This is a genomic window from Pyrococcus yayanosii CH1, assembly GCF_000215995.1.
GTDB classification, from domain to species: Archaea; Methanobacteriota_B; Thermococci; order Thermococcales; family Thermococcaceae; genus Pyrococcus; species Pyrococcus yayanosii.
The window spans coordinates 39,345-65,076 of record NC_015680.1; the positions used below are offsets into that span (position 1 = coordinate 39,345).

At 48.6% G+C, this 25,732-nt stretch carries 23 protein-coding genes and 1 CRISPR repeat array; of the genes, 5 read left to right on the forward strand and 18 right to left on the reverse strand.

Annotated elements, in window-relative coordinates:
* Positions 1–79: 79 nt before the first annotated feature.
* The 11 genes from PYCH_RS00200 to PYCH_RS00250 form a co-directional block, all read right to left on the reverse strand.
* Positions 80–1,762, reverse strand: coding sequence for a glycoside hydrolase family 99-like domain-containing protein (locus PYCH_RS00200; RefSeq protein WP_013904815.1), 1,683 nt, complete (start codon positions 1,760–1,762; stop codon positions 80–82).
* 115 nt (positions 1,763–1,877) lie between these two features.
* Positions 1,878–2,863: a CRISPR direct-repeat array (repeat unit 30 nt; unit sequence CTTTCAATTCTCTTTGAGTCTTATTGGAAC).
* 497 nt (positions 2,864–3,360) lie between these two features.
* A complete protein-coding gene (locus PYCH_RS00205) occupies positions 3,361–5,274 on the reverse strand; it encodes a VWA domain-containing protein (protein ID WP_013904818.1) in 1,914 nt (637 codons plus the stop codon).
* Positions 5,250–9,008 carry a cobaltochelatase subunit CobN gene (gene cobN, locus PYCH_RS00210; protein WP_013904819.1) on the reverse strand — a complete coding sequence of 1,253 codons (3,759 nt, stop codon included), beginning with the start codon at positions 9,006–9,008 and terminating at the stop codon, positions 5,250–5,252. The genes PYCH_RS00205 and cobN overlap by 25 nt, the downstream gene beginning before the upstream one ends.
* Complete coding sequence (locus PYCH_RS00215) at positions 9,005–9,949, reverse strand: hypothetical protein (RefSeq protein WP_013904820.1); 945 nt, start codon at positions 9,947–9,949, stop codon at positions 9,005–9,007. The genes cobN and PYCH_RS00215 overlap by 4 nt, the downstream gene beginning before the upstream one ends.
* Before the next feature lie 2 nt (positions 9,950–9,951).
* Complete coding sequence (locus PYCH_RS00220) at positions 9,952–10,722, reverse strand: ABC transporter ATP-binding protein (protein WP_013904821.1); 771 nt, start codon at positions 10,720–10,722, stop codon at positions 9,952–9,954.
* Positions 10,715–11,761, reverse strand: coding sequence for a FecCD family ABC transporter permease (locus PYCH_RS00225; protein WP_013904822.1), 1,047 nt, complete (start codon positions 11,759–11,761; stop codon positions 10,715–10,717). Before PYCH_RS00225 ends, PYCH_RS00220 begins: the two co-directional genes overlap by 8 nt.
* 2 nt (positions 11,762–11,763) lie before the next feature.
* Positions 11,764–13,887 carry an ABC transporter substrate-binding protein gene (locus PYCH_RS00230; RefSeq protein WP_048058121.1) on the reverse strand — a complete coding sequence of 708 codons (2,124 nt, stop codon included), beginning with the start codon at positions 13,885–13,887 and terminating at the stop codon, positions 11,764–11,766.
* A gap of 170 nt (positions 13,888–14,057) precedes the next feature.
* Positions 14,058–15,158: an ABC transporter ATP-binding protein gene (locus PYCH_RS00235; protein WP_013904824.1), complete on the reverse strand. Its 1,101-nt coding sequence runs from the start codon at positions 15,156–15,158 to the stop codon at positions 14,058–14,060.
* A gap of 5 nt (positions 15,159–15,163) precedes the next feature.
* Positions 15,164–15,997, reverse strand: a complete 834-nt coding sequence (locus PYCH_RS00240) for a carbohydrate ABC transporter permease (protein WP_013904825.1) — start codon at positions 15,995–15,997, stop codon at positions 15,164–15,166.
* A complete protein-coding gene (locus PYCH_RS00245) occupies positions 15,994–16,842 on the reverse strand; it encodes a carbohydrate ABC transporter permease (protein WP_013904826.1) in 849 nt (282 codons plus the stop codon). Before PYCH_RS00245 ends, PYCH_RS00240 begins: the two co-directional genes overlap by 4 nt.
* Before the next feature lie 9 nt (positions 16,843–16,851).
* Positions 16,852–18,132 (reverse strand): ABC transporter substrate-binding protein, encoded by a 1,281-nt coding sequence (locus PYCH_RS00250; protein WP_013904827.1) that lies wholly within the window; start codon positions 18,130–18,132, stop codon positions 16,852–16,854.
* Between the two features lie 106 nt (positions 18,133–18,238).
* Between PYCH_RS00250 and PYCH_RS00255 the strand changes: the two genes are divergently transcribed.
* Complete coding sequence (locus PYCH_RS00255; RefSeq protein ID WP_013904828.1) at positions 18,239–19,252, forward strand: tetratricopeptide repeat protein; 1,014 nt, start codon at positions 18,239–18,241, stop codon at positions 19,250–19,252.
* A gap of 1 nt (position 19,253) precedes the next feature.
* Here the strand turns inward: PYCH_RS00255 and PYCH_RS00260 are convergent, their stop codons facing one another.
* A complete protein-coding gene (locus PYCH_RS00260) occupies positions 19,254–19,529 on the reverse strand; it encodes an elongation factor 1-beta (protein WP_013904829.1) in 276 nt (91 codons plus the stop codon).
* Positions 19,530–19,703 (reverse strand): zinc finger domain-containing protein, encoded by a 174-nt coding sequence (locus tag PYCH_RS00265; RefSeq protein ID WP_048058319.1) that lies wholly within the window; start codon positions 19,701–19,703, stop codon positions 19,530–19,532.
* 146 nt (positions 19,704–19,849) lie between these two features.
* Here PYCH_RS00265 and PYCH_RS00270 point away from each other — a divergent pair, with 146 nt between their 5' ends.
* Together PYCH_RS00270 and PYCH_RS00275 are read left to right on the forward strand one after the other, a co-directional pair.
* Positions 19,850–20,695, forward strand: a complete 846-nt coding sequence (locus PYCH_RS00270; protein ID WP_048058122.1) for a geranylgeranylglycerol-phosphate geranylgeranyltransferase — start codon at positions 19,850–19,852, stop codon at positions 20,693–20,695.
* Entirely contained in the window at positions 20,692–21,069 is a 378-nt protein-coding gene (locus PYCH_RS00275; RefSeq protein WP_013904831.1) for a hypothetical protein, read from the forward strand. The genes PYCH_RS00270 and PYCH_RS00275 overlap by 4 nt, the downstream gene beginning before the upstream one ends.
* A gap of 13 nt (positions 21,070–21,082) precedes the next feature.
* On the opposite strand, the gene PYCH_RS00280 is transcribed toward PYCH_RS00275, so the two are convergent.
* Positions 21,083–21,901 (reverse strand): aldo/keto reductase, encoded by an 819-nt coding sequence (locus PYCH_RS00280; protein WP_013904832.1) that lies wholly within the window; start codon positions 21,899–21,901, stop codon positions 21,083–21,085.
* Between the two features lie 128 nt (positions 21,902–22,029).
* On the opposite strand from PYCH_RS00280, the gene PYCH_RS00285 reads away from it, so the two are divergent.
* Positions 22,030–22,323, forward strand: coding sequence for a hypothetical protein (locus tag PYCH_RS00285; protein ID WP_013904833.1), 294 nt, complete (start codon positions 22,030–22,032; stop codon positions 22,321–22,323).
* Here PYCH_RS00285 and PYCH_RS00290 read toward each other — a convergent pair.
* The 3 genes from PYCH_RS00290 to PYCH_RS00300 all read right to left on the reverse strand — a co-directional run bounded on the left by PYCH_RS00290 (position 22,320) and on the right by PYCH_RS00300 (position 24,104).
* Complete coding sequence (locus tag PYCH_RS00290; protein WP_013904834.1) at positions 22,320–22,508, reverse strand: hypothetical protein; 189 nt, start codon at positions 22,506–22,508, stop codon at positions 22,320–22,322. The genes PYCH_RS00285 and PYCH_RS00290 overlap by 4 nt on opposite strands.
* Positions 22,509–22,532: 24 nt before the next feature.
* On the reverse strand, positions 22,533–22,826 hold the full coding sequence (locus PYCH_RS00295; RefSeq protein ID WP_048058123.1) for an ArsR/SmtB family transcription factor: 294 nt from the start codon (positions 22,824–22,826) through the stop codon (positions 22,533–22,535).
* Between the two features lie 447 nt (positions 22,827–23,273).
* Positions 23,274–24,104 (reverse strand): DUF2202 domain-containing protein, encoded by an 831-nt coding sequence (locus PYCH_RS00300; protein ID WP_048058320.1) that lies wholly within the window; start codon positions 24,102–24,104, stop codon positions 23,274–23,276.
* A gap of 105 nt (positions 24,105–24,209) precedes the next feature.
* Between PYCH_RS00300 and PYCH_RS09720 the strand changes: the two genes are divergently transcribed.
* Positions 24,210–24,392 (forward strand): hypothetical protein, encoded by a 183-nt coding sequence (locus tag PYCH_RS09720; protein WP_148236174.1) that lies wholly within the window; start codon positions 24,210–24,212, stop codon positions 24,390–24,392.
* Here the strand turns inward: PYCH_RS09720 and PYCH_RS00305 are convergent.
* On the reverse strand, positions 24,389–25,621 hold the full coding sequence (locus tag PYCH_RS00305; RefSeq protein WP_013904838.1) for a 2,3-bisphosphoglycerate-independent phosphoglycerate mutase: 1,233 nt from the start codon (positions 25,619–25,621) through the stop codon (positions 24,389–24,391). The two genes, PYCH_RS09720 and PYCH_RS00305, sit on opposite strands and share 4 nt — an antisense overlap.
* Positions 25,622–25,732: the final 111 nt, after the last annotated feature.

A 25,732-nucleotide genomic window follows, 5' to 3' on the forward strand; every position in this document is an offset into this window, starting at 1 on the left:
TTATACCCTGACTAGACATTTTTTGGACAGGGAGATGACAGTGTTCCCTTATGGCGGTGGGTTGAGGTCAAAAAAGGATTTAATGGAGCTCTATAACGTATTTTTCTACAACATCCTTTATTGCCTCAAGGAACAGGAACTTATCACTCTCGGAGGGCTCTACAAATGTTGCCTCCACGAAGTCATTCCACGTGTCTATTCTTATTTCACCACAGTGCCCTCTATATTTAATGGCAAGTTCCAACATTTTCTTAAACCTCGATACGTTTCTGTCTATTTCGTATGAGATAAATCTTGGATCCCAAGTCCTACTGAAGCCTGGCGACACTGTTGGAATGAAGCATCTCCCAGAGTTCTCCACGTATTCTCTCCACTCCTGCAAATGTTTATTATATCTACTCAGGAAAACCTTGTCGAACGTGCTCTTGTTTTTTATGGGGACTATTTTAACTCCTTCCCCTACTATTGGAGCCACCCCGAAGAAACCTATCCATCCCGAGTAGGCACTTATGAAGCTTTCACCCCCGTCGGAGTTTCTATAGTTCCACCAGCTTTTCCATCCTTCTCCCGGATCTATGCCCTCTTCGTATATTGCCGGAATTATGTCAGTTATGAGATAGGGCTCGGAGCCCGAAACTTCCTTGACATATCTGAATATTTCCTCGTAAGCTTCCCTTCTATTTTTGAAAGTGGCTTCCGCCCAAATGAATATTGCTGGCCTGCCGTTTATCCTGTAATAGTTGGGATCGTTTAGTAATTTTCCCAGACTTTTTATTAGTGAAACAAATTTCTCTTTAGTATTTTTGTCTGAGAGATCAGCGCTTCCTTTTTCCAAAACTTCATCCCAACAACTTACCATAAGCCCGACGCTCATTCCCTTCTCTAAAAATCCTGATAATACGAGTGGCACATTCTCCGGCTCATGAACTTCTATCCAAAATACTGATATCCCATGCCCGTTGGCCCAATCTATATGCTTCCACTGTACGATGTTACTAAGCTCATTACCCCAACTGTCGTAGGAACCTAGAAGAGGTTTGCCTATTAAATGTTCCTCATAGAAAAAGTATCCAGACCTATGCGCCATATAAACAGTGCTTATTATTATTCCCCTCTCCTTTAATATTTTAGCAAGATTTTTGTATTGTCTATAATAGGGGGTTACAATGCCTTTTTCGGTACAACCCCCTTTGTTGCATGCCTTGACTTTTATTATATATTCTCTCCCCCCTAGAATTTTAGCCTCAAAAATATGTACACCACTTGCATTAAATAGGAACTGTTTTTTGTTTTCATTGGGAAATGCATCGTCGTTAAGAAGGGGATATGTTTTTGGAATGACTTCTACTCTTCCATATGTTTTGCAGTTAGTATCTCCCTCGATGTAGATTTCGATTGTAATATGATCTACTTTGTCTAGTGGTGTGAAAGATGGATCAACTTTTATATATTTGATATTTGGAGAGGCACAAGTGACAAAAGATTTTGTCGATGTTAATGTTACCGTAGTCGTTATAGTTTTAGTAACTACTTTTGTTTCTGTTATAGTGTATGTTGTAGTCACTTTTTTGGTTATAGTATAGTTTATTGTTTTAGTGCTAGTGGTCATTATCGTCTCAGTCCTCGTTATGGTCTCTGTTACAGTTGTTGTCAAGATATCTTTACTTTCAGTATCCCTACTTTTTTCTATGCATCCTTCCATGGATAGCGCAAGCGAAAAAAGGATAATTATAACAAGGACTCCAATCTTAGGCTCCTTCACTAACTTTCCCCCCACTCGTAATTTTGGATCTATCATCTCCCCTTATTTAGAAACCCCATTCAAGGAAATCCTGAAGCAAGAACACATACATATATCCACGATTTTCCTTTATAAGCTTTCAATTCTCTTTGAGTCTTATTGGAACCCTCAACAACAAGCACAAACTATTCGTCGTCTACAATTCTTTCAATTCTCTTTGAGTCTTATTGGAACGCGCAAATAGTTCTCCCCACAGAGCTCGAGCTCTCCACGTCTTTCAATTCTCTTTGAGTCTTATTGGAACGAGGGCGGGGCTGGCGTGGAGGATGAACGCGGTCGCTTTCAATTCTCTTTGAGTCTTATTGGAACAAAGGAAATAGTTAGTTTCTTTACGGAAGAACCAGAAGCTTTCAATTCTCTTTGAGTCTTATTGGAACTTTGGTACGTAAGCGCGATGACGGCAAGTACGAGCTGATAGACTTTCAATTCTCTTTGAGTCTTATTGGAACGGTGATACTAGAGGACGAGGAGGAGTTATTCGAGCTTCCTTTCAATTCTCTTTGAGTCTTATTGGAACAAATGTAAAAATGAGGGGGCTTCAGATCCACCCCACGCTTTCAATTCTCTTTGAGTCTTATTGGAACTTCAACGTTTCTGGTTGTTATCTCGTCTGGAGCAGCCCTTTCAATTCTCTTTGAGTCTTATTGGAACACTCTCACACGGACACACACAAAATCCTGGTTACATCTTTCAATTCTCTTTGAGTCTTATTGGAACTCCAGCCTGTTGGCCTGGGTGAAGGAGGGGAAGAAGGCTTTCAATTCTCTTTGAGTCTTATTGGAACCGTTGTCCCAATAGAGCACTACAACGAGAAGAAGAAGCCTTTCAATTCTCTTTGAGTCTTATTGGAACAGCATCCATACGGAAGTTGCGTTAAGCTGTACTATGACTTTCAATTCTCTTTGAGTCTTATTGGAACCCGGCCGGGCCCAAATTTCCTTCAGCTCAGCCGTCCGGCTTTTGCCTTTCAATTCTCTTTGAGTCTTATTGGAACTATCCATTGCCCCCCACCTTTTTTATGATAATTCTATCCTTTCAATTCTCTTTGAGTCTTATTGGAACAGGTGGGTTTTTTGCTTGTTTTCTTCTATGCTTTTCTTGGGAGTCTTGGATTTTATAAATCTTTTGGCGAGGGGGTCTTAACGAGGCCTTGAGAGGGCTTGAAATGCAGTCTTGAGGAGTCAAAACTTTTGGTAAAAAGCTTCTAAAAAACCCCATAATTTCAATGATCGAAAGTGATCATAAGGCTTCCAACGGTTTCTCAACCAATTAAATCAAAAATCAAGACTTTTTATGTTAGAGATTTGGAAAAAATACGATTCTAGTAGGGTTTGGGGTGAAAGGAGTGCCCTCCTTGCCCCACTCCAAATTCCGAAAAAAATTTCGTTACAAAACACGCGAGAAAACACAACAAAATGCCATATACTAACAAAAAATTACTAAAGACTTCCAAACCCCCCACAACCCACCATTTACCCAAACAAACCACATCCTAACCTTTTCGAGAAAAATAGCACCCAAAAATAAGTATCTAAAAAATTTCGGCTCAATGATGATCTTCATATCCTATAGACTTTAGCGTTTGCGACTTTTTCTAAAATTTGGACATACGAAATACCTGGATGTATCCCTCTTCCTCTTGTGTCGTAGACGTTAAGCTCTATTTCTTTCCTCTTCAGGGCCCTTGCCAGCTCCGTTATTTCATCTTTAATTCGCTTCCCAAAGAGCGACACGTTGGCCTTTCCGTCGGTTATCAAGAACGCCCTGACTTTCAGGGACTTGTCTTTTCTCCTCTCACGTTCAGCAAGCAGAAGAAGATTATAGAGGGCAGAGCTTAAAGGCGTTCTCCCTCCAGTTGGAACGCTCTCTATTTTCTCAAGCACTTCCCAGTAGTTCTTCGTAGGTGGAACGAATATTTCCGCCTGATTACCTTTCGCAACTATCAAGGCCATCTTTGACCGCTTTGTATATCCGTTCTCAACCAGCTTTTCCGCTATTCCCTTTGCTATGCTGATTCTCTTCTGCACTGCCATGCTTCCGCTCGAATCCAGGAGCAGGACCCAGAGCGTTGGTGCCTTTGCTTTCCTGATCCTGACGCGGATGTCGTTTAGATCGAGTTTTATCGGCGGCTTTTTGCCGTTCAACACTGCCCAAATCAAGGAGTTGTAGAAATCAACGTCTTTAAGTTCGCCGTTGATAGGTGGAAGGTATGAAATCGGAATGCCTCTGGGGTAGTTTATCACCGTGATGCTGACGTCCCTTGAGGAACGGTTGCTGGTGAATTCGTCTCCATCAAAGTTTTTGCTCTCTATCCTTGGGATTTTAGCTTCGCTTGAGCGAAAATTCTGTTCTAAATTTCCAATCCCCTGACTTCGAGTGCTTTCACTTTTTTCTTCCTTCTTGTGCTCATGCTTATGGTTATGTTCGTGGTCGTGATCGTGCTCCTTATCCTCTTTAGGCTTTGGGGGCCTCATCTGCGGTGGCTTTTGGAAGGGCTTGTCCCTCAAGCGGTGCGGTAAAGCTAATTCCATAGCCTTCTCCAAGTCTTCCAGTGAGACCCTTCTCCTTCCGTTTAGGGCGGCTATTGCTTTAGCCGTCTTTATCGTGGCTATCTCAGCCCTGTTGGTTTTGATTCCCAAATTAATTACAGTTTCGGCTAAAAGTTTCAGCAGATCGTCGCTTATCTCGACCTTCGGCAGAATCTCCCTTGCCTTAACGATCCTCTCCGTGAGCTTCTTCTCTTCGCTCTCAAACTTCTTATAGAAGCTTATCGGGTCTTCATGGAACTCTTCAACTCTCCTAACTATCTCTATCCTCTCCTCCGGGTTCATTGGTGCTGAAACTTCAACGCATAAGCCGAATCTGTCGAGTATCTGTGGCCTCAGCTCGCCCTCCTCGGGGTTCATGCTTCCCACCAGGATGAAGCGGGCGGGGTGCCTGAAAGAGATTCCTTCCCTCTCTATCGTGTTCCACCCCATTGCCGCGGCATCTAAAAGTGAGTCGGCTATGTAATCATCGAGCAGGTTCACCTCGTCTATGTAGAGCACGTTTCTGTTCGCCTCTGCTAAAATTCCTGGTTGTAGGGCTTTTTTGCCCTCCTTCAAAAATCTCTCAACATCAACGGTCCCAACGAGTCTATCTATTGTAACGCTAAGAGGCAAATCAACAACGCGCATCTTCCTCTTTGTCACTGGTAGTTCCTCGCCTTTCTCATAGCGCTCGTAGCAGGAGTCGCACATCTCTAGGGGATTCCTTGGATTGCAGTTGAAGGGACAGCCATCAACGACTTCAATTTCTGGCAAAACGTTGGCTAAAGCCCTAACCAAGGTTGATTTTCCTGTCCCCTTATCTCCTTTAAGCAGGACACCACCGATTAGGGGATTAACGGCTACACAGAGTAGGGCTAATTTAGCCTTTTCCTGCCCGACTATTGCGGAGAATGGAAATACTAAGCGTTTTTCACGAGGCTCCATATTTTATCCACCTCCTCAATTTTTTCACTCCAGTGTTCATCATCCTCAGCCGTGTAGATTTCGATAGTTCCACCCTGAACTTCTCCTTCCCCAAGGCTCTCCTCCAAAATCCCCTCAATCTCGGAATAGACCTCCATGAGCCTTTCAATCAATTCATCGCTCGTCTTCCACAGGCCGCGCTCATAGGCTTCAATCAAACGCCTTGCAATCTCCTCAAGAGCGTAGGGGTTGTGCTCCTCGAACCATCTCCTCATCTCCTCGTCCAAAACATACCTCCGCGCTATCTCGTCAAAAACCCAATCTTCAACGAGCTTCGTCGTTGTCTCCCAGCCGTACAAGTGAAGAATCTTCTTTGAGAACTCGGCGGCACCGCGATAGCCGTGCTTCTTCATATCCTCAATCCACCTATCATTGAGCAGCTTCGCCCTCACAACGCGCTCAAGCTCAACTTTCATGTCAACTATTTTGGCATCGCTTACATCCCTCGTGTCCGTCTGAACCACTTCAACGTTCTTGCCCGTTAAGGCATCAACAGCCGCCTTAAATCCACCATGATAAGCGAAGTAGCAACAGCAGTTCGTCGGGTCGTGCTCGTCGCTTATGTGGTTTCTGTTAACGATGTCAACCTCCTTTAAGTTCAAAACCAATGATTCGTGAGCCTCAACGCCAAAGGCATCTTTTCCATAAGCATAGCCGCTCCACTGAACCCAAACTTTTGCTAAATCCTCATCACTTTTCCAGGCAGAGGATTCAACAGCTAAATTCACTCCAGCCCCGTAGGTACCGGGTGGAGCCGAGAAAACCCTGAACCTCGCAAACCTTTGGGCTTCTTCAAAGCTCTTTCCGAGCTCGACCAGCTTTTTAATGTGCTCAATGTAGTGTTTTTTGATGTAGTTCATCTCTAAAGGCTCATCCAGCATAACGACCTTTTCTATGGCCTCATCAATCAGGTAGATGTAGTTTGGCAATGTGTCCCTCACGACTCCACTTATTCTGACCAGAACATCAATCCTTGGCCTTCCGAGCTCCTCCAAGGGAATTACCTCAAGGCCGGCAACCGTATCTCCCTTCCAGACCGGCCTAACCCCAATCAGGTAGAGGATTTGAGCTATCTGCTCTCCATCCGCCTTATAACCGTCTATGCTCCAGAGAACCTGCCCAACGCTTTCTGGATATTTCCCGTGCTTCTCTTTGTAAGCTTTCAAAAGCTTTTCAGCGGTTTCAACCCCTATCTGCCATGCCGCCTTGGTTGGTAGGGTTCTCGGGTCGACAGCATAGAAGTTCCTCCCCGTCGGCAAAATCTCAAACTTTCCTCTTGTTATCGCTCCCGACGGGCCGGGTTCGACGTATTTTCCGGCCAGTCCGTTGAGAAAACCGTCATATTCTTTTTCACATTCAACTATTCTTCTGGCAACCTCAAGAGCTTTCCTGAACGCTTCTTCAAGCTTTTCTTTCTCCTTAACTTTGAATCCAAACTTTTCAATCTCTTCCTCAATAACTTCAAAGCTCTCTCCCTTAAGCAGACGCTCTAAGCTCTTAACGGCTATCCTGTGGAAAATCTCAAGCAGTTCTCTGTTCGTGAAGCCGTTTGTAGTTCCAAGAGGGTTCTTTCTTATCTCATCGTAGTTAAAGCCCAATGCCTCAGCCACAACACGCCTGATTGAAGGAGAGTAGTAGGAGTCATATGCCATCGCCGTGGCAACGTATTCTGCCAGCCTCTCAGGCTCTTCTGGTGGATGTCCAAAGATGTGAAGGCCGAGATTTATTTGGGAACCTCTCATCAGCTCGACGTAGCGATGTATTTCCTCTATCGTCTGCTCTTCGTCTTCCGGATTGGCTATTCTCAGCTTATTTTCCTTAGCTTTTTCTAAAATCTGCTCGTAAATCTTCCTTCTCCTTGCCTCATCGCCGAGACTCTTTGCCTTTGCATACTGGGTTAGGAGGGAATCCAAATCATCCAGAACTTCTGCCATCCCCATTGGAGGATACATGTGGTCTATAAGCGTTGCGTAGCCTCTCCTCTTGGCTATGACGCCTTCCATTGGGTTGGAGACGGCGTAAACGTAGAGGTGAGGAACATCATCTAAGCTAGCCTCGGGAACGCATGAAGGAGAAAGCCCAACGCCTTTCCCGGGCCTGAACTCTAAGTAGCCGTGGGTTCCGAAGTGTATCATTACATCAGCCCCAAATTTGCGCGTTATCCACCTGTACACCGCCCACCACTGGTGCGGCGGGACTATCGTTGGATCGTGCAGAATTCTGCAAACTTTTCCGTCGCACCTTGCTCCAGCACAGCCGAACTTTGGCTGAGGGGTTATGAAGACGTTCCCAAACCTTATTCCCGGAACTACAAACTTCCCATCATAGACCATTCCAACCAGCGCTTTGTCCACCTTTCCAGCCAGAACATCCTCTGGCTTTCCCCAGTCCTTAATGATTCTCTCCCTCAAATCTTCCGGAAGCTCGTTGAGCCACTCCAGATACTCCTCCAGGCTTACGAAATCAATTGCTCCGCCGCTTTTGACTATCTCTTCAACGCTCGTCCATCTGAACTCGCTTATCGCTTTTCTCTTCAAAATCAGCTTTATCAGCTTTTCCCCCGTCTTTGGAATGTTCTCGCCGACGTAATAACCTTCCTCCTTAAGCTTGTGCAAGAGCCTTACGACGCTCTCGGGAACATCCAAGCCGAGACCCACACCAACATTCGCCTCAAGCCCCTTACATGGGGGGTTTATTAGGACTATAGCAATTTTAACCTCGCTTTTTGGCTTCTTCCTGAGCTCGACCCACTTCTTTACCCTTTTGGCTAAATATTTCATGTGCTCTTCGTAAGGTTCTCCAACCTTGTAACCTTCAATGTTTCTGGTCCCAGCTATGAAAATTGGCTCAATTGCCCCCGCAACTTCTGGGATTATCACCCCATAAACCTGGGTCATATAGTCAACGCCTTGCTTGCTCTTCTCCCACTCTTCAAGGGACTGGTAGTAAGACCTTATCGGGGCAAAAACTGGAACGTTGAGCTTTTGCAGATTCTTTAAATCAACCGTACCGAAGGAAATTAAGCTAACCAAAGCTTCTATAATCGGCTTTCCATCCTTCATGAAGAACTCTTCAACAGCTTCGCTCTTCTCCCTTCCAAGTCCTGTCGTCGGGTCTTTTCCGTATGTGAAAACAGGAATCACACCGAAGCCTTCTTCTTCAAGGGCTTTGATGAGCTCCCTAATCAGTTTAAATTCCTTATAAAGCCAGGCGCTCCTCCAGAATAGGACTCCAACAAGCGGTCTTTTCGTGTAAACCTCCAGATATCTGTCCAAGCTTTCAAATGTCCCAAGATCTGGGTGGTAAATCCCATCCATGGGAACTTCTTCCGGTTCTTCATATTCAATTGCCTTCCCAGTTAAGCTTGCTAAAAATCTGACCAGATTTCTGAGATTTTTCTCGCCCCCAAGGACATAATATGTCTTCGCCTTGATTATAACTTCTTCTGGAACGTTGGTCAGGCTTTCAAGCCCGGCACAGGCAATGACTTTAGCTTTGGTTTCTTTAATTTTTTCGACGACTGTTTCAGGAAGCTCGTGGGCATATATGAAGATAACCTCGGCTTTCTCTACCTTTTCCAGCTCCCTCTCACAGTTCTGGTCAGTGAGCACAATGCCCTCTATTCTTTCTTCTCTGAGGATTTCCTGAAGCAAAGGCAAAGCCCTTGCCCCATAACCTATGATCAAACATATCACAACACCACCCCCATAACGGCGATAACGCACAATATAATCACGCTCCTCGTTGCCATTGAGATAAGCATGAGCTTTATCCCATCTCCTGGACCATAGAGCCCGACATAATATGGAATCAGCACCCTTAGGAAGGTTATGTTTGCAAAAATCGAACCAAGAAGAAGAGCCCTTATTAGAGCTTTTTCGCTTATTAAACCAGCTTTTAAGAGGTTTGCACCGAGGGTATAGGTTGCTATGCTGCCAGCCATTGCACTCAATGCGACGCTTAATTCTTCGGGCGAAAAGGGCAGGGATCGTGCAAAGCTCCTCACGAGGTCACTTAGATGATTGAAGAACCCAACCGCTATGAGCAGAGCCGTTATGTAGGTCACTATGATCATGGTCTTCAGAATTTGGAGTGAAGTTTTCTTTGTTTTTGTCAAAGCATTTCTTAAGGCATCTTTAAAAGGCTTTTTCTTCCTCATCCGCTTTTGAGAATTGCTGATTTCTCTTGGATTTTTAATCAAAATTTTCCCAGCCACTGCAAAAACAGTTGTCTGGATTAGCCCTATGAAAACCAAAATTCCAAAGTAGAGCAAGCCAAGCTTTCCGAGTGTAGCCAGGAGAACAGGGATTAGAGAATTCCAGTGCCTAACCATTGCAGGGAAAGCGTTCATGAGCGAGGCAATGTAGAGCTCCCTCTTTCCAATTTTGCTCTCCCTATAAAAATCCACAAGCATGGCATTGGCTGCCCTCGTGTTCAAAAAAGCTGTTGCAAAGGCTAATGCACACTCCCCTGGCAGGTTTGAGAGCTTAACGAATGGTTTGCCAATGAAAGATATCTTCTCCACTATGCCCTTCTCGATTAGAAGCTCAGCTATGAATATCCCAATAAGCAGCCCGGGGACAGAGCGCTTCAGGAAATTGAGTGCAATCGCAACCGAGGTTGTCAGCAGCTCCACTTTCAGACCACCTCTGTTCTTGGAAGTATAAGTCTAAATCCGTTGAATTCAAGAATGCATATTGGAACGCCATATACTTCCTCAAGAATTTCCTCTCTTAGAATCTCATTTGGCTTCCCTATAGCTCTAATTCTGCCTTCTTTAACAAGGGCAATCCTATCCGAATACAGCGAGGCCAAATTCGGGTCGTGAAGCGTCATAACCGCAGAGATGCCTTCCTCTTTTGCTAATCTCTTCACAATCCCGAGAACCTTCACCTGGTTTTTAAAATCCAAGTGAGCAGTGGGCTCATCTAAGAGGAGAACCTTTGGCTCCTGCACAAGGGCCCTCGCTATAAGAACAAGCTGCAGCTGCCCTCCGCTGAGCTGGGTGTAGGGCCTATCCTTAAATCGCTCCATTCCTATGAGCTTGAGCTTCTCCAGAGCCTTTTGATAGTGCTCCTTCCTTGGGCTCTCAAAAACTCCAAGCTGAGATGCCAATCCCATAACGACCACATCTAAAACCGTGTAGGGGAAAGGAGGATGATGTGACTGAGGGACATAACCAGCTAACTTGGCTCTTTCCTTTAAAGAGAGCGAGTGAAAGTCTTTACCATTCACAAAGACGCACTTTTTCTTTGGCTTCAGCAACCCGTAAATGCTTTTCAGAATCGTTGTTTTCCCACTGCCGTTTGGACCGAGCAGGGTCAAAATCTCACCCTCTCTCACCTCAAAGCAGACATCTTCAACGCTAAAATCACCGTAGCTGAATGATAATCCTTTAACTTCAAGCATTCCAACCACCGCCCGTCTTCCTCAGCAGATAAGCGAAAAACGGGATCCCAAGCAAGGTCGTTAAAATCCCTATTGGAATTTCATAAGTGGCAATTGATCTCGCCAATGTATCAGCCAAAACCATGAATGATGCTCCCACAGTTATTGTTAGAGGTATTAGAGTTTTATGATCTGGCCCGAATGCCATCCTAACAATGTGCGGAATCATCAACCCTACCCATCCGATTATCCCACAGAAAGCAACTGAAACAGCGGTTATGAGAGAGATTATTACGATAAAAGCAAGCTTCAGCTTTTCAGTTTCAACCCCAACGATTTTAGCTTCGTCGCCAAAAGACAGGACATTCAGCTGCCAGCGCATTAGATAAACCAACAAACACCCAAGAAAAATAACGGGAAAAGCTATCTTGACCGAATGCCAGTCCGCATCTGCAAAGCTCCCCATGAGCCAGTAAACAACACTCGCCAGCTTTTCATGCTCCATCAGGAACTTTAGAAGGGATGTTAAAGCAGAAAAGAATGCATTAACAATCACTCCTGCAAGAACAAGCGAAACAGGTGTTATTTTTCCACCAATTTTGGCCAGAGAAGTTGTCAAGAACACAGCAAGTATAGCAAAGGCAAAGGCTAAAGGTGCTATTCCCAAGCTTAAGGAAAGACCTATAGCCAAAGCAGCGCCAAAAGCTGCTCCTGCCGAAATTCCCAAAATATAGCTGTTCACAAGGGGATTCCTAAATATTGCCTGCAGCACAGCGCCAGAAATGGCTAGTGCCGAACCAACAATCATTGCTAAAATGACCCTTGGGAGCCTTATTTTGAAAAGAATAGTCTGATAAACGCTTGGATAGGGAATTTGAACAGTGAAGTCAAGTTTCCCAAAAGTTACTTTAGCCAAAATTCCAGAAACAAGCTGAAAGGTCTTTAATACAACCATATCCACGATGGCGGGAAGTGGCATATGATACGTTCCAATACACAGGCTTATGAGGAACGCAAAAATTGGAGAAGCTAAAAGGAAAAGAAAGAGAAACTTTCTCATGATCACCCCTCCATGCCGTAGAACCTCTTGAGAATCTCCTCGTATATCGGCTTCCAGTCCGGGTAATATTCTGGATAAATTGCATGTCCAAAAGCATAAATCCCGGTGATGAATCTTGGTCCATAAAGAGCAACAGCATCTTTTCTCCATGAGCTCACTAATATTCCAACGACGTTCCCTTCTTTGACAGCTTTGATTTCCTGCCATGCAGGGTCGCTTTTTATCTTTTTGACTGCTTCGGGAAGCCTCTTGGGATCCCAGTCAACCACTATTAAAACATCTGTCTTATCTCCAAAGTACGCTATGAGCTTTTCAAGGTCAAGCTTTGGATACTGCGTTGAGAAGTTGTAGTCGAAAGCAACGTTGTGTGCCCCTACAAGCTCAACGGCTTGAGCGTAAGCTGAGCCCTTATAGGAGATGCTTATTGCACCGGTGGCATATTTTCCAACCACGGAGGAGCCGTAAATTACGAGAACGTTCTTCTTTTTGTCTGCTGGTATCTTGCTTGCTATCTCCAAAGCTTCGTTGTAGTATTTCTCAAGGAAGCTCGCTAATTCTTCGGCCTTCTTCTCTTTATCAAAGACCTTCCCGAGAACCCTTATTATCCTGATGTTTTCGTATGGCATTTCCGTTCCGGTTACATTAGAATCAGGAATTCCAAATGCAAGAACCTTGATTCCAAGTTCTTTTGACCTCTCAATAACTTCCTGCTCACCCTTAGTGAAGCCGCCTTTCCAGCGCCCCATGATTATTAAATCCGGGTTTAGGCTTGCAACGGTCTCCCAGTTTATGCCCGACCAAGTTGAGCCCACCTGAGGTTTCTGCCTAACGCTGTCGGGAAGGAACTGGTTCTTTGGTGTTGATGTGTCTATGCCAACAATTTTGTCGTCGAGTCCAAGGCAGTGCATTACCTCAGCCCAGTAACTGCTCAGAACGATTACTCTCTCGGGAACTTTTTCAAAGGTCACTTTCCTCCCCATTGAGTCCATGACGGTTACTGGAGCTTCGTATTTGATTCCATAGAATTTCTCAAGCAGCTCCTTTGCTATTGGCTTCCACTCGGGATAATACTCGGGATAAATTAATCCGCCCATCTGATAGACGCCAACTATTATCCTCGGTCCCCAGTCCAAGAAGGCCTTAGAGCCTGCCTGTATTCCATATACGTGGCCTTCTTTAACCGCCTTTATTTCCCTCCATCTTGGGTCATTTCTGATGCCGTTTACCGCCTTTTCAAGCCTCTCTTTGCTGAATGAAACAACTATTATGACATCAGCCTTGTCTCCCCAATAAGCGATTATCTTCTCAAGATCAAGCTTTGGCCACTGGGTGTCAAATTCCTTATCAAAAGCCAAGTTGTGAGCGCCGACGAGCTCAACGATGCTTGCCCATGCGCTTCCCCTTGCATAAACGGTGATTGGACCACCTATGTCCTTCGGAGCACTTATGAGAAGAACGTTCTTTTTCTTATCTGCCGGAATCTGACCGGCTATTTTGTTAATTTCATCCAGCCTTTCCCTCATCCAGCTTGCAAGTTCCTCAGCTTTCTCCTCTTTTCCGAAAACTTTTCCTAAAATCTCAACAACCCTGATGTTGTCCTCAACACTCTTTGCACTCAGAGCTATAACGGGTATTCCAAGCTCTTCAGCTTTCTTAATCGTCTCAGCGTCTTTGTACTTTCCTCCATACCAGTCCACGATTATTAAATCTGGATTCAAGCTTGCAACGGTTTCCCAGTTTAACCCTTTGAAGCTACTCCCCACTACGGGCTTCTTTTTAACCTCATCTGGAATATATGGATCGTAAGGGATGTACTTTCCAATGCCCACAATCCTGTCTTGAACTCCAAGAATGCACAAAATTTCGGCCCAATAGCTCGTAAGGACGATAACTCTCTCTGGCGGCTTTTCTATCGTCACTTTCCTGCCAGCAAAGTCCGTGATTGTTATAGGATATTGGGAAGCCGTCATTGTGGATCCTTGTGCAGGGGCTGCCTCGCCATTGGTAGTAGTGAGGGGCGCTGTTGGTTTTGAGGTCTCGTTGACACTTATGCAACCGCCTGCCATGACACTGAAAATCAAAACTCCCACCAGAATCAGGTTAAGTAGCTCCCTTTGGGTTCCCATTGTGTCCACCACCTTGTGCCACTGAATTCCAATTTAGTAATACGGACCTGGATAGAATTGGGAGATTTTTAACACTTTTTAAAACCAAATATTCTCAACTTATGGTTTCTGAACTTCTTAGTAGCCTGACCAACGTCTCAACAAACGAAACAGGCAGGGAGGGAAGTTGGCTAGATTATCGCATTCTCCGAGCTCTTGTCGAACACGTGAATCATATCAATGTCGAGCAACAAGGTTACCTCCTTGCCGACTTCGAGGGGAACGTGACCCGGAAGTTTAACCTTAATCAGCTCATCCCCAAGCTTTACGTGGAGTATGGTATCGGTGCCAAGGGCCTCGACAAAGTCAACCCTGCCCCTGAGCCTTACCGTTCTCCTCATGTGGCTCATCTCGCTGACTCCCTCCACAGTCATATGCTCCGGTCTTATCCCGAAGAGAACGCCCTTTCCGATGTATGGCCTGAGAATTTCCATTATGTCATCTGGCAACTCTATGCGAAATCCCCTCCCTTCAAGATATCCATCGGCCACGCTGACCTCCAATATGTTCATCTCGGGAGCCCCAATGAACGTTGCCACAAAGACGGAGTTGGGCTTTAGGTAGACCTCCGTCGGAGGACCGACTTGGAGTACCTTACCGGCATTCATCACCGCAATTCTGTCGCCCATGGTCATGGCCTCAACTTGGTCGTGGGTAACATAAATTGTCGTTACTTTCAGCCTCGTCTGAAGCTTCTTTATCTCGGCCCTCATAGCCACCCTCAGCTTGGCATCAAGGTTGCTCAGCGGCTCATCCATAAGTAAGACATCTGGCTCAACCACTATGGCCCTCGCGACGGCAACGCGTTGCCTCTGACCACCGCTTAGCTGCGCTGGATATCGGTCAAGAAGACCCTCTATCTGGAGAAGTTCGGCTGCCCACCTAACCCTCTTATCGATTTCATCCCTCGGAAACTTCCTGATCTGCAGGGGAAAGGCGATGTTCTCGTAAACGGTCATGTGAGGCCACACGGCATAGCTTTGGAAGACCATACTTATGTTCCTGTCCTTTGGCGGGAGATAAGTTACTTCCCTATCGCCGAACCAAATCCTGCCTTCCGTGGGCTCCTCTAGACCTGCTATCATCCTGAGCGTCGTGGTTTTACCGCAACCGCTTGGCCCGAGCAAAACAAGGAACTCACCGTCTTTTATCGTCAGGTTGACACCGTCGACAGCTTTCACTTTCCCACCGTCGAAATACTTCTTCAGGTTCTCCAATCGAACCTCGACCATGAGCATCACCTCAGGGTTATGCCCCACATCGTCACGAGGTAGCGTCTCGCGAAGAACACGAACATCATGGCTGGAAGGGTCATTATGAAGGCCGCTGCAAACTTGTAATAAGCTGGAGCTGCCCCCCCACTCGCTCCCGCTACTATGGAGAGTATCTGAGCCGGCAAGGTCCTATTATGAAGCGTCAATATCGAGGCAACGAACACCTCGTTCCAGCTCATTACAAAGGTGAACATGGCGGCCGCCGCGAGGCCCGGGAGGGCAAGGGGCAATGTTATCTTAAGGAACGCGCCGAGCCTCGTGAGGCCGAAGACCATGGCGGCCTCCTCGAGTTCCTTTTCGACGCTTCCGAAGATACTCGACGTTATGAGGACGACGAAGGGTAGGGCCATGGCCGTGTGGGCCAAAGCCACGCCAAGTAGGGTGTCTATGAGGTTCAGCCTTATGTATAGAACGACCAGGGGAATTGCCATGACCGGGATTGGGAACATTCTCAAGGCCACGATGGAAAGCTTTATGGTGTCTTTACCGCGGAAGGCAAAGCGAGCGACAGCATAGCCCGCTGGAATGCCAAGGGAGAAGCTTATGGCTATCGTCAGCAGGGCCACAACAACGCTGTTCTTTATGCCGTCCCACGCCCCAAGGGTGAAGAGTATCGTCTTCACCCACGCCGTCGTGAAGTTCGTTGGGACAACCTTCTCGGGATCGTAGTAGTCGAGCTTGCTGGAGAAGGCGTAAAGTGTCGAGACTATGATAGGGATTACTATCCAGGCGACAACCGTGAATATAAAGGCATAGAAAGCGATCTTCTTGAGCATGAACTTCGTCTTGTCGTTCATTGCCTCACCTCCAAGTACTCCGCCTTGAGGAACTTAACGTAGAGTGCTCCGAGAACTATTGAGAGTAGAGCTATCGTAAGGGCATATATTGATGCAACCCCATAATCCTTTATCTCAGTGAGCTGATAGAATCCCTCACCAGCAAGCACCGGTATGTCTCTACCCGCCAGTATCCAGACGACGCCAAAGACCTGCATCGCGAAGAGAGTCCTGATTATGAGGGCGCTCTGAATGCTGGGCTTGAGCATAGGAATGACTATCCTCCTGAGCCTCGTCCAATAACCCGCACCGAAGACCTCTGCCGCCTCGAGGTACTCCCGGCTTATCATCTGGAGTCCAGCGAGGATTATCACAAAGACTATCGCGGTGGCCCTCCATAGCTCGGCAATCACTATGGCAAGGAACTCCATGTTCCTGTACTGGTAACCGAAGAAGTGAATAGGCTCGCTTATGATACCAAGGTTCATGAGGAGCTTGTTCATAAAGCCGTGGTCCGAGAGCATCGTATACCATATTAAACCTGCCGCAACGTCGCTTATAGTTAAGGGAATCACGAGAACGTATATAGCTAAATCCTTCCCTCTAAAGGCTCTATTAACGGCCAAAGCAAGGATAAGCGCGAGAACCAGCTGTAAGGGAACTATCACGGCGGCGAAGGCGAGGGTGTACTTCAGGGCCTTCCAGAACATGGGATCGGAGGTGGCCCTCCTAACGGTTTCAAGGGAGAAGGTTCCATTCTTCGTAAAGGCCAGATAAAGGGCCTCTAGAAGCGGATAGCCGATAAAGAAAAGTAGGTATGCAAGGGCTGGCAAAATTAAAAGGTAGGGAAGGTGTCGGGTCCTCATGGCCGACCCTCACGGTACCTCGAGACCCTTCTCCTGGAAAAGACCATAGAGCTTCGGCTTGAGCTCTGCAGTGACCTTGGCGGGGTCCTCGCCCTGGAGCACTATCCTCTGAAAGGCCTCCCTGTAGATGGCGCTGAACTCACCGCCCTTCTCGCCAAGGTTGGGAATCATGACTATGAGGGCGTCCTTGGTCGAGGATTGCGCAGCTACTCCGTTGGCGAGGATCTTGAGCGGCCCCTCAGGAACCGCGTCGGCCGCCTCCTTGACGGTCGGGAAGAAGCCAACGTTCTTCAGGATCTCCACCTGCACCTCCGGCCTCGTGAGGTAGTCGATGAGTTTCCAAGCCTCCTCCGGGTGCGGCGCGTTCTTCGGTATCGCAAGACCAGCGAGAACGACTATGAATCCCCTGCCCTTAGGTCCCCTCGGGACGGGAACGACGACAAACTGGTCTGGCTTGGTCTCTATGGCGTTCTTGATCCTCGCGGTGTGGTCCCAGGCTATGAGGACTTCTCCTTGTAGCAGTGGATCTGCCATGGAATCCCAGGTCGTGGAAGTCGGGTTCACATACTGCCAGAGCTCCTTGAGGTAGTTCCACATCTTAACGGCCTCTGGAGTGTCGAAGTTCTTTGCCTCGTAGCCCGTGAAGCTCGGGTAGAGGTAGCCGTGGAGGAACCTGTGGAAGAGTCCTTTTGGACCTGCCGGGAATCCTAGGGCCTTCTTGCCGGTCTGTTCGTAGATGTTTTTGGCCCACTCAAGGAGGGCATCGTACGTCCACTTCTCGGTCCCCTTTATGACATCCTCCTCCGTCAGACCGGCCGGCAGGTACTTGAAGGCGTCCTTGTTGATGACCATCACGTAGGTGGCGCTCATCCAAGGTATGTAGAAGATCTTGCCGTCCTTGTCGGTGGCGTACTTCATAAAGCTCTCGATGAAGGTCCTACCCTCGAGCTTCTTGTCGCTGAGGTCCATGAGCCAGCCCTGGGAGTTGAAGTAATCGAGGCCGCCGTGGAGGTCGCCTATGACGTCTATGGTTACCTTTCCGGCTTCCATCTCACCTGCGAGCCTCGTTGAGAGGTCAGCGTAGCTCAGCGGGACGAACTCGACGTCTATGCCGGTCTCGTCCTTGAAGGGTGGCAGTAGCTTCTCGAGAACGAAGGCCCTTTCTTCGGGCGGATTAAGCTGGGTAGAGGCCCAGACTACCTTTGCCTCCTCTTTCCCACCTATGCACCCGCTCACCATCACGGCCGCTAGCAGTAGGGTCGCGAGCAAAACACCGCCGATCTTCCTCATGCCACAATCACCATAAGGTTATTCGTTTAGGAGAAAATATTTAAATGTTGCCAAACTCCGGCCATATCTTTTTAACGGTTCCTGCCGACTAAGTGCGGTGATAAGTGTGGGCGATATCAAGGCCGAATGGGAGAAAGCCCTAAACGAGAGGGATTGTGGGAGACTGCTTGAGCTATTTGACGATTACATCGAGGAGATAGAGGACGAAGAGACCCTTAGAGGAGAGCTTAAAAGACTTGGGGATGTCCTTGTCGAATGCGACGACCCTTACGATCTCGCTTATGAGGTTGCCCATGTCTACTCCCACTTGGGCGAGACGGAGAAGGGCATCGAGATTTACAAACGCATAGCGAAGCGGAAGAAGGACGATCCTGATGAATATGCTGTGGCCCTATATTACCTGGCCGATGCCTATGAGCACTTCGGCATGCCGGAAAAGGCCATAGAGGTTTACGAACAACTCCTCAAGCTTGAGGAGGAGATTGGTAACGAGAGAGAGACAGCCCTAACGCTTGCCCACCTAGCGGTGAGCCATGACGAGCTCGGCGAGGTCGAGAAGGCCGTTGCCCTTATGGAAAGGGCAAGGGATATATTCGAGAGGCTTGGGGACGAGGTTAATCTGCTGACGAGCCTTATAGACTTGGCCCACTTCCACTACGAGCTGGGCCACTACGACGAGGCTGAGGCTCTCATAAGGGAGGTTCTGAGAAATCCGAGGAACGACGAGATAGAGGTTAACGCGAGGCTGGTTGAGGCCGAGATACACGCCGGGAGGAAGAACTACAGGGCCGCGTTCACAGCGCTGAGAGATGCTCTGTTGAAGACGAATGAAAAGGAGGAGCTCTTCAGTCTGGTCTTTGACACGCTGGTGGACTTCTTGGAGGACCTTCTGGACGAGGGGGCATACGGGGACGTATACGAGAATGTTGGATTACTAGCCGAGGCCTTCGAGGACGACACTGCCGACTTCTTCAGAGCCATCGGGGAGCTGGCACGGTGGCGGGAGGGCGACGAAGAGGCAAAGAAGCGCTTCGAGGAGCTCTATTCAAAGGTAAAGAACGAGGAGCTGAGGCTTATCCTCGACGAGTGGAAGAGGCCGAAGCTGACCTTTGGCCTCTAACTCAAATCCTTGAAACGGTCTCGACCTCGGCGCTCTCGACGTTCTCAACTTTTCTGAAGAGCTCGGCGACCTCGTCGAAGGAGTAGCCCTCCTCGTCCTTCCCAAGGACGTAGAACTTCAGGGCCACGAGGCCAAATGCGATTGGCTCTCGCTCAACCTTCGCGAGGCCATACTTCTCCGGTATCACTGCCTTTAGCTTCTCCTCGAGCTCGTCGAGGTTGACCTCCGGGTCGGTTGGCATAACCTTAATAACTCCAACGACGTTGAAGTCGCTCATTCACGGTCCCTCCCATCCGCACTTAGGGCACTTGTAAGGCTTGGCGAGCACGCGGCAGGACTCACACCGCCATATTATCGCTTCGCCGCAGTTGGGACAGACGAAGTGAGTAGCGTGCTCCCTGGGCGTTATCTCCCTTCCGCACGACGTGCACACGGGTATCTCGAACTTCATCTCAACAGCCTCTGCCAACTCCCCACACCTCCGAGAATTGGAGCTTTTGTCTTTTGCTGTCCTCGGATGGACCGGGCCCTTTATAAACCTTTCTCCATATGGTCAAGCTTTTTAAACCCCTCCGGGGACTTCCTCAGGGGAAGCTAATGGAGACGAGAGCCCTGCTGGAGATAATTAGGCCACACAACTGCCTTCTCGCAGGTTTAGTGGGTGTTCTGGGGGCCCTCGTCGCCTATGAAGGCGTTCCTCCCATAGACAGACTTCTCATCGTGTTCCTCGTGGTCTTCCTCGGTTGTGCCGGTGGAAATACAGTAAATGATTACTTCGACTACGAAATCGACATGATAAACAGGCCGAACAGGCCCCTACCTCGGGGAGCCCTCTCAAGGAGGCTTGCCCTCTACTACTCCCTCCTCCTCTACGCCCTCGGCCTATCCTTTGCATACTTCCTCGGCTTTAAGGCGTTTATCTTCGCTTTCTCTGCCTACACCCTAACCTTCATCTACGCGTGGAAGCTCAAACCCCTTCCCTTCGTTGGCAACGTGGCCGTCGCCCTATTGACGGGTGCGACCCCTATATATGGAGCCTTGGGCGTTGGGAGGATAGGTCTAGCAGGCTACCTGGCAATCTGTGCCTTCCTCGTTAACGTCGCCCGCGAGATAATGAAGGACATTGAGGACGTGGAAGGCGATAAGCGACTCGGAGCGAGGACCCTGCCCATAGTTTCTAGCCCCAAAAAAGCAGCCGAGATAGCATCTCTCTTCGGTTTCTTAACAGTCCTTGCGTCCCTTCTTCCAATTAGGGCCGGAATAGGGCTTGGCTATCTTCCGATGATCCTTGTGGATGGGATGATACTCAAGGCAAGTATTGATATGCTCAAGGAACCTAGGCCCGAGGTGGCGGGGAGGGCCCAAAGGGCCCTCAAGCTGGCTACATTCATAGCGGTTGTTAGTTTCCTGTTCGGGGCGATAACGAAGGGGGTGGGAATATGATTGAGGGGGTCATAAAGGATAACATCGAGAGTGATACGTTCTGGCTCGTGATAATCTTCAAGACGCCCCTTGGTCCCTCTGAGACGATGGAAAGGATCGCAAAGGCTGTAGAGAACGCCGGGTGGAAGGTCACGTTTAAGGCGAACTGGTGGACGGCTGACATCCCCTACGGCCTCGTAAGGATAGACGCGAAGAAGAACGGCAGGGAGAAGATTATCCTCGGGAAGTGGATTTTGGGAAGAGAGTGGAAGGTTATAAGAGCCGAGAGCCTCGAGCTAGAAAAGGGAAAGGATGAATTCTTCCGCACCGTGGACAGCATTACATCTACCCTAATCCACGACCCCGTCATAAGGACAATGCGGGAGCAGTACTAAAGGCGCTTGCAAATCAAACGCATCTTTTGGCCTTTTCTCTATCCTCCTCGCTAAGGCGCCACCCCATTGCACCAGCGTTCTCTTCGATGTGCCCCTTCCTGCTGGCCTTCGGAATGGCTATAACGTTTTCTTCCCAGATGAGGTAGTTCAGAGCTACCTGGGAAGCCGTCTTACCGTACCTTCTCCCAATCTTAGCCAGGCATTCGTTTCTCGCGAGGGATCCCTTTTCAAGCGGCGTGTAAGCGATAAGGGCCATGCCCTCACGCTTCATGTAATCAAGGAGGCCGGTAGTTTCGGGCCACCTGTCCCTTATCGAGTACTTTACCTCGTTGGCGACTATTTCATACTTCCTCATGACTTCTTGGGAGCGCATGAGGAGATTTAAGTCAAAGTTGCTGACCCCAATGTAGCGAATGAGCCCCTCGTCCACGAGGTCTTCGAGGGCCCAGAGCGTTTTCTTTATTCTCTCGAAGCTATCTCCCGGCCAGTGGAGAAGGTAGAGGTCTATATAGGTTCCTAACCTTCTAACACTCGCCCTCGCGGCCTTCTTTGCACTCTCATAGCCAAAGTGACTCGGCCAGACCTTGCTGATGATGAAGACGTCATCTCTTTCGAACTCTTTTATTGCCTCACCCACGAGCTCCTCGCTGTGGCCTGCCCCATAAAATTCCGCCGTGTCGATAAGATTAATCCCGAGCTCGAGGCCGTACTTCAGAACGGCGATGCTTTCGCGATCTCGTGAGTAGTCGGGGCTTTCATAGCCCCCTATACCCCACGTGCCTATCCCTATGGCCGTAACCTTGTCATCGCCGATAACCTTTAGGTCTTTCATTGTGGACACCTAAAGGCCATAGGTTTCCGAACTTATTAAGGTTTGCGTCTTAACGCTTAGATGAGTGGACAAGCCTAGGAAGTGAAAGTTTTTGAACTTCAAGTGCTTTTCATCTGTAGGGTGATACAATGGATCCGATTTCAAAGGCCATTGAAGAGGCAAAGAACGACCCAAAACTTAGAAAAAAGCTCAGGATAAAGGCGGCCCTCACTACGGTGCTGATGATTGCGTTCTTGGGCGTGATATTCATAACCGTGGGGACGTTCATCTCAGCAAGGCAGGGCACTTTCCTGGGGATGAATCAGCTCGATTTCCTGAAGCTTAGGGCAAGGTACGGGCTCCTCATGATGTTCCTGATAATACTCCACATTGCGGCCAACTGGAAGATATATAGGAAGGAGCTGGAGCTGCTTTCCGGTTAAACTTCTTCCAGCTTTCTCTTTACCTCTTCCGTGTTTTTCCTAGTTTCTTCAAGCACGTTCTTGAGCCTCTCAATCTCAACCTTGAACTCGTTCAGGACCTTATTCACCTGATAGAACGCGAATATGAGTACCACAAGAACTATCAAACTAAGGATTATGCTTATCCATCCACTTGGCGTTGACATGTACCCCCCTCCCCACGGCATTTTTCATCCCTCCAGGTTCTTCAACAACTCGTTGTCGATGACTATCCTGAACTGCTTCGCACGATAGTACTTCTTCGCCCTCGGGTCATTGGGTTCGAGGCGGAGCTCACTCTCCACCAGTCCGGCTTTTTCGAGCTTCTTGAGATGAAGATAGAGGAGCTGTCGCGATATTCCAAGTTCTTTGGCGAGTTCGTAAACATACCACTCCTTTTCGCAGAGCATCTTGAGTATCCTAACCCTCACGGGATTGCCGAGGGCCTCGCCCACCCTCACGAGCTCCTCGATCGTCTGTACCATGGCTATCACTCTTGACCCTGTGACTCTTGACTTTGTGTAATTGAAACACCGAATAAAAGATGAAAAGGACAAGGATAAAAAGGTTTCCTGCCTCAGCGGTCCACTACCTTGAATGGGGTTACGTTGTATCTGTTCTCCAGTAGCCTTGTGAAGGCCCTGAGATGGTTCTCTGAAGCCTTTCATTAGGCTCTCGAAGACCGCCTTGAGGGCGAGAGGACTATGTCCATGTGGGTCTGTTCGCTCCTCGTGCATGCAGAGGGCGTCAATTTCGTCCTGACTCAGGTCTTGGTAGTATGGTTGAGACGTCTGGAATACGTTGCAGTTCCCGTTGCTGAGTCACTGGTTATGGAGACTGATGCCGCCTACGTAGTTGCCGTACTCGTCGAGCGAGAACTCACCATCTCCAACGGTTCGCCTCCCGGAAAGAAAGTTAGAAAGGGAAACACATCAAAGGGGCATTCCAATCCTCTTGGCAAAGCCCCTTATCCAGCCCCAGGCGTGTCTGAACATGTTGGCGATTCCATCGACGATTCCGCTCTGGATTCTAGCCTCGCAGTGGCAGGTACCCATCATACCTACGGCGGCCCCCTTCATTCCAGCCCCGTGGTCAGGAACTGATGTAAGTATCTCATCCACTTGCTCCCCGGGTAGCACTTGGGCGGTGTAGCTCACTTCAAGCCCCTCAAGCTGGCCGGCGAAGGCCCTTAGGTGGTTCTCTGAGCCCTTCATGATGTTCTCGTAAACCTGCTTGATGTCCTCGTTGTCGGTCTGAGCTATCCAGCCCTCTAGGTCCTTTATTTCGGTCTCCTCTATCAGCGCGCCAACCTTGAGGGCATCAACGACGCTCTGGCTCCCCCTCTCAACAAGCTGGTCGTAGAGGGCCTGAAGCTCCTCGTTCTGGAAGACTCCAACCTGGTCGAGAGTTTCCGGAGCGGTTAGATTGTATTTCTCTATCAGCGAAAGAACCGCGTCCATGTGCCTCTGTTCGCTGTTGGCTATGTTCTGGAACACCGGAAGCCCCCACTTCTCGTAGAGTTTGATGTAAACGTCCCTCTCTAGTTTCTCCTTCTCCACCATGTACAGTAGGCTGTCTATCTCCTCCTGGCTGAGGTCGGAGTAGTAGCTCGTAAGCGTTCTGTTAAGCATTGGGGCCGTCTGAACGGCGCCATGTGAGGTGTATGGGTTTGGCCCTGGCTGACCGCGCCACGCTGAGACCGCTCCCAAGGACATTCCTATCAACAGGGCAATTAGCCCAATTCCAAACCATATCTTTCTCATGTTTTCAACCTCCTCCATGTGTAACTTCAATGTTACATATGCGGGCAGGATTTATAAAGTTTTCGGTCTAGAACTCTTTTAGGCTAAAAGCCCACTATACGCATGATGGATGTAATGATCTCCCGGGGAGAAATCGCTTCATATCTAGCGATTGCCATGGGGATCGTTTACCTGATTGTTGATCTCGGGAGCAAAAGGCTGGCACTGGCTGACAGGATTTTCATGACCCTTCTCTCGATGTCCCTCTGCCTCGAGGTGAAAAAAAGAAACGAAGAGCGACCAACCTAAGCCCCAAACTTCTCGCTCCTGTTCATTAGATCCATCATTATTGGAACTATGTCGTGGCCCTTTATTCTGCCAAGGCCACCTCTCATTGCCTCCCTTTCTCCGAAGCTCTGAGCGTGGTCCGTTCTAACACCCCCTCCGGCAATCAGGAGCGGAACCGGGTCGCCGCTGTGATTCTTGACCTCGCACGGCGTCGAGTGATCGCCAGTTATCGCTATGACGACCTCATCGAGGTTAACGTGCTCGACTATGTAGCCTATCATCCTGTCGGCCTTCTCTATCATCTCGACCTTAAGCCTCGGGTTATTGTCATGGCCTGCCGCATCGATAGGCTTGAAGTGCAGGAACACGAAGTCGTAGTCTTTGAGCAGCTCGATGACCTTCTTGGCTTTGGCTATCGCATCGGTGTTGTATTCCCCGGTGGCTCCCTCTGGAGTGTAGACGTCGAATCCTATAGCCTTCGCGACGCCCTTGACAAGGGCAACCGCAACAACGGCTCCAGCCTTAACTTTCCACTGCTCTGTGAACTTCATCGGGATGTTCGGGTAGGTGCCGGCACCCCTGATGAGCAGGTAATTAGCTACCGGCTTGCCCTCCTTCCTGCGCTTCTCGTTTATTGAGTGCTTCTCAAGAACCTTGTGAGACTGCCTCACGAACTCCTCAAGTATTTCTGCCACCCTCCTGCTCTCTTCGTCCTTCCACGAGAAGGTGTGAGGAGGCTTTCCTTCGATGTGCGGATCGTTCTCCCCTACGCGATATCCCTTGGCCATTCCTTTGAGCACTAAAACGGCCCTGTGCCCTGTGGCCCCCTTAAATACGAACTCCACGGGCAGTTTAACGTTCTCCTGTATTGCCTTGGCAAGCTCGTGAGCTTCCTCAGTACTTATCCTTCCCGCCCTGCGGTCAACGATTATCCCGTTTTCGATGGTCGCGAAGTTGACGCGAAAGGCGAGGTCGTCCTCGTCAAGGTCAAGGCCAACTCCCAGGGCTTCGAAGTACCCTCTCCCCCTGTAGGTCTCGTATGGATTGTGGCCGAAGATGCTGAGGTGAGCCGTGTCGCTCCCGGCGGGCTGACCGGGCCTAATAGGATCCTGCTGTCCCAGAATTCCAATTCGGGCAAGCTCATCCATGTTGGGAGTGTTCGCGTATTCGAGAGGCGTCTTCCCGCCGAACTCCTTTATCGGCCTGTCGCCTAGTCCGTCAAGAATTATTAGTATCCCCTTCCTTTTCATAAAAACCACCGGAGGTGAATAATCTGGGGAACTTTTTAAGCTTCCGGCCCTCAAAAGGTTTTTCAGGCGCTGGGCCTAACAATGCAGTGGCCCGACTCCCGCCCTCTCCGC